This window comes from Salinivibrio sp. IB868, assembly GCF_001995655.1.
Lineage (GTDB): Bacteria > Pseudomonadota > Gammaproteobacteria > Enterobacterales > Vibrionaceae > Salinivibrio > Salinivibrio siamensis.
Genome location: NZ_MUEW01000002.1, coordinates 44,796 through 56,269 on the forward strand (window position 1 = coordinate 44,796; position 11,474 = coordinate 56,269).

11 protein-coding genes are annotated in these 11,474 nt (G+C 50.1%); all 11 read left to right on the forward strand.

The window, feature by feature from the left end; translation table 11 throughout:
* Window positions 1–258: 258 nt before the first annotated feature.
* The 11 genes from BZG20_RS02250 (at window position 259) to fliG (ending at window position 11,466) form a co-directional block, all read left to right on the forward strand.
* Window positions 259–1,383: a flagellin gene (locus BZG20_RS02250; RefSeq protein WP_077578001.1), complete on the forward strand. Its 1,125-nt coding sequence runs from the start codon at window positions 259–261 to the stop codon at window positions 1,381–1,383.
* A gap of 56 nt (window positions 1,384–1,439) precedes the next feature.
* Window positions 1,440–1,868 (forward strand): flagellar protein FlaG, encoded by a 429-nt coding sequence (locus BZG20_RS02255; RefSeq protein WP_046074955.1) that lies wholly within the window; start codon window positions 1,440–1,442, stop codon window positions 1,866–1,868.
* A gap of 18 nt (window positions 1,869–1,886) precedes the next feature.
* Complete coding sequence (fliD, locus tag BZG20_RS02260; protein ID WP_046074954.1) at window positions 1,887–3,245, forward strand: flagellar filament capping protein FliD; 1,359 nt, start codon at window positions 1,887–1,889, stop codon at window positions 3,243–3,245.
* An 11-nt stretch (window positions 3,246–3,256) separates the two neighbouring features.
* Window positions 3,257–3,550, forward strand: a complete 294-nt coding sequence (locus BZG20_RS02265; protein ID WP_131825338.1) for a hypothetical protein — start codon at window positions 3,257–3,259, stop codon at window positions 3,548–3,550.
* A gap of 12 nt (window positions 3,551–3,562) precedes the next feature.
* Entirely contained in the window at window positions 3,563–3,967 is a 405-nt protein-coding gene (gene fliS, locus BZG20_RS02270) for a flagellar export chaperone FliS (protein ID WP_046074953.1), read from the forward strand.
* A 163-nt stretch (window positions 3,968–4,130) separates the two neighbouring features.
* Window positions 4,131–5,615: a sigma-54 dependent transcriptional regulator gene (locus tag BZG20_RS02275; protein WP_077578002.1), complete on the forward strand. Its 1,485-nt coding sequence runs from the start codon at window positions 4,131–4,133 to the stop codon at window positions 5,613–5,615.
* A gap of 138 nt (window positions 5,616–5,753) precedes the next feature.
* On the forward strand, window positions 5,754–6,803 hold the full coding sequence (locus BZG20_RS02280; RefSeq protein WP_046074951.1) for an ATP-binding protein: 1,050 nt from the start codon (window positions 5,754–5,756) through the stop codon (window positions 6,801–6,803).
* A complete protein-coding gene (locus BZG20_RS02285; protein WP_046074950.1) occupies window positions 6,800–8,209 on the forward strand; it encodes a sigma-54 dependent transcriptional regulator in 1,410 nt (469 codons plus the stop codon). Before BZG20_RS02280 ends, BZG20_RS02285 begins: the two co-directional genes overlap by 4 nt.
* Before the next feature lie 136 nt (window positions 8,210–8,345).
* Window positions 8,346–8,630 carry a flagellar hook-basal body complex protein FliE gene (fliE, locus tag BZG20_RS02290; RefSeq protein WP_231637431.1) on the forward strand — a complete coding sequence of 95 codons (285 nt, stop codon included), beginning with the start codon at window positions 8,346–8,348 and terminating at the stop codon, window positions 8,628–8,630.
* A gap of 15 nt (window positions 8,631–8,645) precedes the next feature.
* Window positions 8,646–10,421, forward strand: coding sequence for a flagellar basal-body MS-ring/collar protein FliF (gene fliF, locus BZG20_RS02295; RefSeq protein ID WP_077578003.1), 1,776 nt, complete (start codon window positions 8,646–8,648; stop codon window positions 10,419–10,421).
* A complete protein-coding gene (gene fliG, locus BZG20_RS02300) occupies window positions 10,411–11,466 on the forward strand; it encodes a flagellar motor switch protein FliG (protein ID WP_046074947.1) in 1,056 nt (351 codons plus the stop codon). The genes fliF and fliG overlap by 11 nt, the downstream gene beginning before the upstream one ends.
* Window positions 11,467–11,474: the final 8 nt, after the last annotated feature.

Sequence of the window (11,474 nt, forward strand, 5' to 3'; positions counted from 1 at the left end):
ATCAACACACTAAAAGCGGCAATGGGTTGCCGCTTTTTTTTGTGCCATTTTTTCGCAAAATCTTGCTAAAGATATTTCTCCTTTGGGCGTTAACCTTCATAGCGCCTTACGGCAGTGGTGTAAATGCACCGCCAAGCACCGACAAAAAAAGCTAAAGCTTTCTCAACGTGCGCCGCTAAATGGGTTGTGAACAATTTTGATACTGGTTTTCCCTGGTCAGCTGGGCGAAGCCGGACCTAGAACCAAAGGAGAATAGTTATGGCTATTACTGTTAACACTAACGTCCCTGCGATGACTGCTCAGCGTTATTTGAATAACTCAACGGATGCGCTGAACAACTCGATGGAGCGTTTGTCATCCGGTTCTCGCATTAACAGTGCTAAAGACGACGCGGCAGGCCTTCAGATTTCTAACCGTTTGATGGCACAAAGCAGTGGTTTGGGCGTGGCTGTACGAAATGCGAATGACGGCATCTCAATGGCGCAAACCGCTGAAGGTGCGATGGAAGAGTCAAGCAACATCTTGCAACGTATGCGTGACTTGTCACTGCAATCAGCTAACGGTGCCAACGGTGATTCTGAACGTGCTGCAATCCAAGAAGAGGTTGTTGCGCTGAAAGACGAACTGAACCGTATCGCAGAAACCACCTCGTTTGGTGGGGCGAAACTGCTTAACGGTACCTTCGGTACGCGCTCTTTCCAAGTGGGTGCAGACGCCGGTGAAGCTGTGATGATGGAGTTTAAAAACATCCGTGCAGACCACAGTGAAATGGGTGGGGCAAGCTTTACGGCGGCTAACGCAAAATCAGCAGGTTGGACGGCGACTGCCGGTGCCACCATGGCAATCAATATCACTAACGCTGACGGCACGTCTACGTCTATCAACGTGACGGCCAAAGGCGGAGATGATATTGAAGAGATCGCTACTTACATCAATGGTCAATCTCAAGACAAGCTGAGCGCGTCTGTGACTGAAGATGGCGAGCTGCAAATCGTAACCGGTGCTGGATCAGATGCTACCTTCACCGGCGCCTTGGCAACATCGCTAGCCATGGGTACCAAAGTAGATGAAACCATTAAAGATGTTGATGTTTCGTCTATGGGTGGTGCGCAAAAAGCCGTGGGTATGATTGATAATGCAATGCAGTTTATCGACTCTCACCGTGCGGAATTGGGTGCGAAGCAAAACCGCTTGAGCCACACCATTGCCAACTTGGATAACGTTAATGAAAACGTCTCGGCCTCTAACAGCCGTATCCGTGATGTTGACTTTGCCAAAGAAACAACCAACTTGACCAAGTCACAAATCTTGCAGCAATCTGGTACCTCTATTTTGGCGCAAGCCAAGCAGGCACCACAAGCCGCACTGAGCTTGCTCGGTTAAACCATTCACGAGTGGCGGCCTAATCGCCGCCGCTACGTTTTGGGAGGTGAATAACGATGGACATTTCATCCGTTACAAATTCATCCCTGCCGCACTCAGTACACTCTGATGGCACAAAGGTTGCTAGAGATGTAAGAGTTGGAAAAGTACGCCCAGATCCGGTCAGCCAGCACCAGCAGGCAGAGCGTCGTGAGGCGAGAGAGTCAATGCAACAACGCCGTGTAGAGCAGTCACAGCGCATTGAGGAAAATCGTCAGCTACAACGCAAACAACTGGAGAAGTTGGTAGAGCGGCTCGATGAGTTTATGTCCGACTTTAACAAGGGGCTCGCATTTCGTTTGGATGAAGACACAGGACGCAGTGTGATCACCGTTTATGAAATGAACAGTGGTGACATCATCCGTCAGATCCCAGAGCAGGAAATGTTAGAGCTTGCTAAGCAATTGTCGCAACACGCGCGAGGGCTTGTCACAGAAAAGGTATAACGAGGTGAGAGAGTCGTTATGAGTGTTAAGGCAGCAGGCATGGGCGGTGGCATGGATATCAACTCCATGGTCACTAAAATCGTGGATGCTGAGCGTGCACCCAAACAAGAGCGTATCGTCAAACGCATGAATGATGTCGAAACCGACATCAGTGCGTTTGGCCGCTTAAAAGAATCTCTCGATAAACTCAAAACCCAAATGTATGATTTTCGTCGCAATGAAGGTTTTGCGGCGAGAACCACATCAGTTAGCAATCCAGACGCACTTGGCGCCAGCGCGACGCCAGATGCCATCCCCGGTCGTTATCAAATCGATGTTCAGCAACTCGCGGGTGCACACAAGCTTGTGTCACCGGGCGTTGATGCTGATGCGTCTTTAGGTAGTGGCAAGCTCACTATTACCATGGGTAATCGCACCAGCGTGATTGATGTTCCCCAAGGCAAAGACAGCTTGGCAGACATCGTGCGTGCGATTAATAGCGATCCGAAAAATCCCGGTGTACAAGCGTCGCTTATCCAAGATGATAGCGGCGCACGCATGGTGTTGAATGGCAATAAAACGGGCGCGGATAATCAGGTGGAAGTCAGTGTTGATGCGCAAGTGGGGAGTGCGCTTCATCAGTTAGGCTTCAAAGCGGGACAAGCTAATAACGGCATGGCACAAATGCAAGCTGCACAAGATGCCAAGATACTGATTGATGGTATCGCATCAGTCTCCAGTGCCACGAACACCTTTGATAATGCCATCGAAGGCGTATCACTGGAAGTCGCGCAAACCAGTGATAAGCCGTTGGCACTCGCCGTTGAACATGACCGAGAGTCTGTACGTTCGACCATTACGTCGTTCGTCGATAATTACAATGCGTTTTTCCGTGTCTCGCAAGCGGTCAGTAAGTATGACCCTGAGACCCAGCAAGGTGGCCCTTTGGTGGGGGAAAGTGTCATTCGAACGGCAACCAGTCGATTGCGCAATCTTTTCTCGTCACCGATTGAGCAAGCCCCGGAGGGAATGAAAACCCTGAGCGAGCTTGGTGTCACTACCACTATGGACGGTCGTCTAGAAGTCGACAACAAGGTGCTTGATCGGCAACTGCGTCAAAACTTTAACGCATTGGAAGGTTTTTTTGGTGGTAATGATGGCTTTGCGCGTCAGCTTGAACAAGTCGTTGGCGGCTTTACCGGCGCGGGTGGTGCGATCAGTAATCGTGAAAGCACATTGTCAGAGCAAAAACTTCGCCTTCGTGATGACCAACGAGAGTTAGACCGCCGCATGGAAAACTTAGAGTCGCGCACTATGCAGCGCTTTTCTGCGATGGAAGAAGCCACCTCGCAAATGCGTTCACAGTTACAAGCTATGCAAAACATTATGCCGGGTTAATGATGACCCAGGTGTCCGAATGGCTCGATGCACTCGAGCAGATTGATGAAGCAATTGCGCAGCAATTGAGCATGAGTGACATTGATTCAGAAAAACTGGCTCAGCAATTGCATGACAGACAAGCGTTGCTTGAGCAGATTGCAGCGTCGCCACAAGCGCCGAATCAACAGCAATGGTCTCAGGCGTTAGCAAGAACAGAAACGCTCATTGATGCACTCGAGGGGCAGAAAGCCGATGCTGCCAAGCGCTTGTTACAGCAGCGCAAGGGGAAGCAGTCTGTGCAGCTGTATAAGAAATTTCAATAAGTGAGGAAGACTATGAGAGGCTCACTACAGGCCTACAAGAAGGTCTCGGTTGACAGTCAATTAAGCGCTGCGTCGCCTCATAAGGTTATCCAAATGCTGATGGCCGGCGCGATTGAGCGCTTAATTCAAGGCAAAGCTGCCATGGCACAAGGCGACTTATCCGTCAAAGGTGAGCGGTTAGGTAAAGCGCTAGATATCATTATTAATCTACGTGCATGTCTATCAATGGATGATGGCGGCGATATTGCTGATAACTTAGACGCCATCTATGACTTTATGATTCGTCAGGTGAGTACCGCGAATTTGGAAAACAAACCGGAACCCATCGACGATGTGATTGAGCTGTTAAGAGAGATAAAATCCGCTTGGGACCAGATCCCTTCCGAATACCATAATATGACTCAAGCGACCAGTTAAACTGCCTATCAAACCACTGACATGGCACTGGAGTCACAGGTTTACTGTGTCTCCGGTTGCCTTATGCGCGTTCTCTATTACAATGTCTTGATTAAAATTGAGATTGTTGTTGCTTAAAAGCGACACAATTATAAAAAGTTATCAGGGCAGACGTATCTCACACATGCAAGATTTAGCAAAGATCCTCGTTATCGATGACGATGACCAGTTTCGTCACGATCTCGGCGTGATACTCGACTTTATCGGCGAGCGTTACGCGCTTCACTCGACCACAGATGTCAGTGATGCACTTTGGGAGCAAAACTGGGGCGCATGTTTTCTTGGCCACGTCCGCTCGACACCGTTACTTGAAAAAGTACTTGAGCAGCTTGCTACCTATCATCACGTGCCTGTGATTGCGATTCGACGCCACGATCGTGAGCTTTCAGGGTTACCTAACTATGTGGGTGAACTTGGGCTACCTTTGAACTACCCGCAATTATTCGATGCACTCCATCATTGCCGCGAGTTTGCCGGTAAACAGGCTTTCAGTATTCCACAGTTGTCTGGCGATAATACCGCCTTTCATAATATGGTGGGCAAAAGCGATGCCATCGAACAGGTCCGTCATCTTATTGAACAGGTCGCTTTTACCGAAGCCAGTGTTTTGATCCTCGGTGAATCCGGTACCGGAAAAGAAGTGGTGGCGCGTCATATTCACCATGCCTCATCGCGCGCGTCTGGCCCCTTTGTGCCCGTCAATTGTGGGGCGATTCCAGGAGAGCTGTTAGAAAGCGAACTCTTCGGTCACGAGAAAGGTGCCTTTACGGGCGCGATTTCAGCGCGTAAAGGGCGCTTCGAACTGGCGGAAGGCGGAACGCTGTTTTTGGATGAAATCGGCGACATGCCGATGCCAATGCAAGTCAAATTGTTACGTGTGTTGCAAGAACGCACGTTTGAGCGAGTGGGAGGCAACAAAAGCATTCGCGCCAATGTTCGCGTCGTTGCTGCGACTCACCGTACGCTAGAAACCATGATCAAAGAAGGTGAGTTTCGAGAAGATTTGTATTATCGACTCAATGTCTTTCCTATCGAAATGCCAGCGCTGCGCGAGCGAATTGATGATATTCCGCTATTGATCCATGAGCTCATGTCTCGTCTCGATGTGGAAGGTAATGGTCGGATCCATATTTCACCTCGCGCGATTAATTCGCTGATGGAGCATGAGTGGCCAGGCAATGTACGCGAGCTGGCTAATCTCATTGAACGCTTGGTTATCTTGTATCCTGGGCAAATGGTCGATGTGAACCATTTGCCAGCTAAATATCGCTACAGTGATATCCCTGAATTCCAGCCTGAGGCCTATTCGGTCGAAGATACTGAAATGGCGGAGCGTGATGCGCTAACGGCGATGTTTCATGAGCCGGACGAACCTGCTTTCGAAGAGGATATGCCAGGCTTTGTAGATAGCCCAGGACTCACAAGCTTGCCGCCTGAGGGGGTTAACTTGAAAGAAACCCTCGCCGAGGTTGAGATTGATTTGATTAAGCAGGCGCTAGAGGCGCAGTCTGGTGTGGTTGCTAGGGCGGCTGACATGCTGAGTATGCGGCGAACGACACTGGTAGAAAAGATGCGAAAGTACGGATTGAATAAGGAAGAATTAATCTAGAACGACGAGGCGTCAAAAAGCGGAGTCAAAAAAATGACTTCGCTTTTTTGTCTTCAACTATCTGATAATATTATTTATTTTTATGGCATAATCTCTGCTTAAGTGAGTAAAACCTTGATCGAAATGTGTGTTGCCTAAATGGAAACCCAATCTTCGCCACTGGGATCAGTGGATCAACAAGTCACTCGGTATAAGCAAGTTCTCGATGTGATGCCAGCAGGCGTTATTTTGCTTGATGCGAATGGCCGTGTCGCTGAAGCCAATCCAGAGGCACATCGCCTTCTTGGGGAACCGCTTACTCAGCAGCGATGGTTTGATGTGATTCAACGCGCATTCTCGCCTCGAGATGATGATGGACACGAAGTCTCTCTCAAAGATGGTCGTCGGGTGAAGCTTGCCATTTCTGCGTCCGATTCAGGGCAACTTATCTTGATCACCGACATGACAGAAACCCGTTTATTGCAGTCGCGCGTCAGTGATCTGCAACGGCTATCGTCGTTGGGGAAAATGGTGGCGTCGCTGGCACATCAAGTGCGTACGCCGCTATCTAGCGCGATTTTATATGCGTCGAATCTTGGCGCGCCCAACCTCAACGATGCAACACGGCAGCGGTTTCAATTCAAACTGTTAGACCGGCTACATGACTTGGAAAAGCAAGTGAATGATATGTTGTTGTTTGCGAAGGGTGGCGACAACAAAGTGGTTAAAGTGTTTACCGTTGAGCAGTTGTTTAACGAGTTCGAGCCGATGGTGGATGCGGTGATTCAAGGTCACGATGTTGACTTTGCCATCAACAGTGATGATGAGAGTCTTGCGTTGCTCGGTAACCCCAATGCATTGGCCAGCGCGCTGAGTAACTTGGTCGTCAATGCCGTTCAAGTGGCAGGCAAGGGCTGCCAAGTTGTGGTTGATTCGCGCCAACAAGGCGATAATTTATTGCTGTCTGTTGCGGACAATGGTCCTGGGATTGCGCCTGAACTGCAAGCGAAAGTTTTAGAGCCTTTTTTTACTACACGACAGCAAGGTACAGGTCTTGGCCTCGCCGTTGTGCAAATGGTGTGTCATGCCCATGATGGCAAGCTCACCTTACAATCGGAGCCTGAAAAAGGGGCCTGTTTTACATTGTGTTTGCCGCTCGCCAAGGGTGTAGCGGCAGAGCAGGGTAAGAGCGTAGGAGAAACACAATGAGCCAAACCACAGTGCTAATCGTTGAAGATGATGAAGGTTTGCGCGAGGCGCTGGTCGATACCCTAGCCTTGGCGGGATACCATTGGCGTGAGGCGGACAGTGCAGAGCAAGCCCTAGTGACACTAAAAGCCGAGCCGATTGATATTGTTGTTTCAGATGTACAGATGGCGGGTATGGATGGCTTGGCGCTTTTGCGCTCAATCAAAACACATATGCCGAATTTACCCGTTTTGCTCATGACGGCTTATGCCAACATTGAGGATGCGGTCGCTGCCATGAAAGAGGGGGCGATCGACTATATGGCCAAACCCTTTGCGCCTGAAGTGCTACTTAATATGGTCAGTCGCTACGCCCCGGTTAAAAGTGACGACTCGGATGCCATTGCAGAGGATCCTAAAAGCGTCGCCTTGTTAGCCTTGGCCGATAAGGTTGCCAACACTGATGCCAACGTGATGATCCTTGGACCCTCAGGGTCGGGTAAAGAAGTGATGGCGCGCTATATCCATGACCATTCTACCCGCGCGAGTGCCCCGTTTGTCGCGATTAACTGTGCCGCGATTCCAGAAAACATGCTGGAAGCAACCCTTTTTGGCTATGAAAAAGGGGCGTTTACCGGTGCTGTGCAAGCGTGTCCGGGAAAATTTGAGCAAGCCCAAGGTGGCACTATCTTATTGGATGAAATCAGTGAGATGGATTTGGGGCTACAAGCCAAACTGCTCCGTGTGTTACAAGAGCGAGAGGTGGAACGCCTCGGGGGTCGCAAAAGCATTCAGCTTGACTTGCGCGTGCTTGCTACTAGCAACCGCGATCTAAAAGACTATGTTGCCCAAGGACACTTTCGTGAAGACTTATATTACCGTCTGAATGTGTTTCCCATCACGTGGCCTGCGTTATATGAACGCCCAGGTGACATCATCCCGTTGGCAAACTATTTATTATCACGGCATTGTCAAAAACAAGGTCTCCCTTGCCCAAGCATACAGCCTGACGCTGAGCAAAAGTTGTTGAATTACACCTGGCCGGGCAATGTCAGGGAGCTTGATAACGTGATGCAGCGTGCCTTGATACTGGCAACCCAATCTCATATTCAAGCGACAGATATTTTACTTGAAGGGCAAGACTGGCAAGATGCCTCGAGTTTACAAAGTAAGGTGATGGATAGCCAATCAACCGTTTCGGCGACAACGTCATCTTCAGTACCGAGTCATGATGCGATGGAAGCGCAGTCTAATGGTGCAGGGTTAGGCAATGAATTACGCGATCAGGAGTTTTCCATCATACTGGAGACCATTCGAGCCTGTGAGGGGCGGCGTAAAGATGTGGCAGAGCGCTTAGGGATCAGCCCCAGGACACTGCGCTATAAGCTCGCCAAAATGCGCGACGCCGGAATTGATATTCCCCAGTAATCACCAAAGTCGTCAGCCTTTGCGAAAGTGGTCTCAAAGTTGCACATGGTAAGATGACTGATGAAAATCTGACTGAATTGACAAAATATTGACACAGGAAGGATCGACGATGAAAGCGAATGCCTTGACGCAAGAGATGCAAGCCATGGCGGCAGCGGCGAAGAATGTCTCTCAGCCTGCAACCGGTCAACAAGTCAGCCAAGAATTTGGCGATATGCTTGCCAGTGCGATTAACCATGTAAATGGATTGCAAAAGACGTCGGGTGAGCTTGCCACACGGTTCGATGAAGGTGACCGCAATGTAAGCTTATCGGATGTCATGATTGCTCGAAACAAGTCGAGTGTGGCGTTTGATGCCACCGTACAAACGCGCAACAAGTTAGTTGAGGCGTATAAAGAACTCATGAATATGCCTGTTTAATGTAGGAATTAATCAGTGGCTGAAGAGAACCAAAACACCGATCTGGCGGTTTCAGATGGCGCAGCAGCACTGCCATCAACCGATGCGGCATTAGACGCAGAGCAAAGCACGCAAGATCCGGACGCATCAGAGCAGTCAGCATCGTCAAACTCGATATTTGGCGATCTCGACATGGTGCGCCAGTTGATCTTGGTGTTAGCGGTTGCGATTTGTGTCGCGCTGATCATGATGCTGTTTTTTTGGGTGCAGGAACCCGAAATGCGGCCACTGGGTACGTACGAAACAGAAGAGCTGATCCCTGTTTTGGATCACCTTGACCAAAACAAAGTAGAATACCAGTTGGATGGTAATACCATCCGTGTCCCCTCAAGCGATTATTCCTCGATTCGTCTCGGTTTAACCCGGGTGGGGCTGAATACCAGCACGGCCGAGGGCGATGAAATTTTGCTCAATGACATGGGTTTTGGCGTCTCGCAAAAACTCGAGCAAGAACGTTTAAAACTCAGCCGTGAGCGACAGCTCGCCGCCGCGATTGAAGAAGTGCGGCAAGTGCGAAAAGCACGTGTCTTGTTAGCGATGCCCAAACAGAGTGTCTTTGTGCGCCACAATCAAGAGGCATCGGCCACGGTATTCTTAACCTTGGGAGGGACGAACACCTTGGGTCAAGAGGAAGTGGACTCCATCGTTGATATGGTCGCCTCTGCCGTCCCCTCGCTAAAACCCACGCGCGTCACCGTTACCGACCAACATGGTCGCTTGCTAAATTCTGGCAGTGAAGATCCTGCGTCAGCGGCGCGACGCAAAGAGTACGAATTGGAGCGTAAACAAGAACGTCAATTGCGCGAAAAAATCGACTCAATACTGATCCCCGTACTAGGGCTGGGCAACTATACCTCGCAAGTCGATGTGTCACTGGATTTCAGTTCGCTAGAAGAAACGCAGCGTCAGTTTAACCCCAACACACCGGCAACACGCAGCGAATATACGCGCGAAGATTATAATGGCTCGGATCGTGTAGCGGGTATTCCAGGGGCGTTAAGCAACCAACCGCCGGCCGATGCCTCCATTCCGGAAGACGTCAGGGACCTTAAAAATGGTGCAGGCGGTACCGGCTCAGTGAGCCGTGAAGCCACCCGCAACTTTGAACTCGACACCACCATTCGCCACCGACGCGCACAGTCAGGCGTTATTGATCGGCAAACTGTTTCTGTGGCGGTGAACTTTAAACAAAGTGTCGACCCTGAAACGGGGGATACGGTCAAGCAGCCGTTGTCAGACGATGAACTGGCCAAAATCCGCCGTCTCTTAATGGGCGGGGTGGGCTTTAGCGAACAACGTGGGGATGTACTTGAAGTCATCGCCGTCCCGTTTGTTGAGCCAGAGCAAGCGGCAGAGCAAGATGTGCCGATTTGGGATCATCCCAACTTTAATGACTGGGTACGTTGGTTAGCGGCCGCCTTGGTAATCATTGTCATTATCGTGGTGTTGGTGCGTCCAGCGATGAAAAAGCTGCTTTATCCAAATACCGACGAAGATGGCAATACCGTGGGGCCCAATGGCGAAATCCTTGGCCCAGATGGCTTACCTATCACCCCAGATGGGGATGATGTTGGCTTGATAGGCTCTGAGCTTGACGGTTCTAGCAACTTTGCGATGTCAGCGTCGGATGTGGAGCTGCCAAACTTACATAAAGATGAAGACTTGTTAAAAGCGGTGCGGGCGCTGGTGGCCAATGAGCCAGACTTGGCCGCACAAGCGGTGAAAAATTGGGTAACCGAAGATGGCAAATGAAGTCGCAACCACAGGCGGTGATGAGCAAGCTGGCTCAAACTTCGATATCAGCTCGTTGAGTGGGATTGAAAAAGCCGCCATTTTGCTGCTCAGTTTAAGTGAACAAGACGCCGCAAGTATCATTCGCCACCTTGAGCCGAAACAGGTTCAACGGGTGGGCGCGGCCATGACCTCGATGACTGACCTTAATTCGGACAAAGTGGCTGCGGTCCATCGTGCTTTTTTGGAGGAAATCCAAAAATACACCTCGATTGGGATGGGGAGTGAAGACTTTGTGCGCAACGCCCTGGTGGCAGCCTTGGGTGAGGACAAAGCGAATAACTTGGTCGATCAGATCTTGTTGGGTAGCGGCTCGAAAGGCTTAGACTCACTGAAATGGATGGATCCGCGCCAAGTAGCCAGCATTATTATCAACGAGCACCCGCAAATCCAAACTATCGTCTTATCCTATTTGGATCCCGAGCACTCGGCAGAGATCCTCTCGCAATTTGTAGAGCGTGACCGTCTCGATTTAATGATGCGGATTGCCAACCTTGAAGAAGTGCAACCAGCCGCGCTCCATGAGCTGAATGAGATCATGGAGAAACAGTTTGCAGGTCAAGCAGGGGCACAAGCGGCCAAAATTGGTGGCTTGAAAGCGGCAGCGGAAATCATGAACTACATGGACAACAGCGTCGAAGGGGTGTTGATGGACTCGATTCGCGATCAAGACGAAGAGATGGCCTCACAAATCCAAGACTTGATGTTCGTGTTTGATAACTTGATTGATGTGGACGATCGCGGCGTACAAACCTTGCTACGTGATGTACCACAAGAAGTGCTGCAAAAAGCGCTCAAAGGGGCGGAAGATAACTTGCGCGAGAAAATCTATCGCAACATGTCTAAACGTGCAGCAGAAATGTTGCAAGATGATATCGAAGCCATGGGGCCAATCCGGGTTTCAGACGTGGAAGGGGCGCAGAAAGAGATTCTATCTGTCGCACGCCGTCTCGCTGATGCAGGTGAAATCATGCTTACCGGAGGCGGCGGCGATGAATTCGTCTAAGTCGTTTT

Bases quoted from the DNA above. Each gene is read 5' to 3' on its own strand.
- fliS (WP_046074953.1), top strand. From the start codon at position 3,563: ATGAGAGGCTCACTACAGGCCTACAAGAAGGTCTCGGTTGACAGTCAA.
- fliG (WP_046074947.1), top strand. From the start codon at position 10,411: ATGGCAAATGAAGTCGCAACCACAGGCGGTGATGAGCAAGCTGGCTCA.
- BZG20_RS02280 (WP_046074951.1), top strand. From the start codon at position 5,754: ATGGAAACCCAATCTTCGCCACTGGGATCAGTGGATCAACAAGTCACT.
- fliD (WP_046074954.1), top strand. From the start codon at position 1,887: ATGAGTGTTAAGGCAGCAGGCATGGGCGGTGGCATGGATATCAACTCC.
- BZG20_RS02285 (WP_046074950.1), top strand. From the start codon at position 6,800: ATGAGCCAAACCACAGTGCTAATCGTTGAAGATGATGAAGGTTTGCGC.
- BZG20_RS02255 (WP_046074955.1), top strand. From the start codon at position 1,440: ATGGACATTTCATCCGTTACAAATTCATCCCTGCCGCACTCAGTACAC.
- BZG20_RS02250 (WP_077578001.1), top strand. From the start codon at position 259: ATGGCTATTACTGTTAACACTAACGTCCCTGCGATGACTGCTCAGCGT.
- fliE (WP_231637431.1), top strand. From the start codon at position 8,346: ATGCAAGCCATGGCGGCAGCGGCGAAGAATGTCTCTCAGCCTGCAACC.
- BZG20_RS02275 (WP_077578002.1), top strand. From the start codon at position 4,131: ATGCAAGATTTAGCAAAGATCCTCGTTATCGATGACGATGACCAGTTT.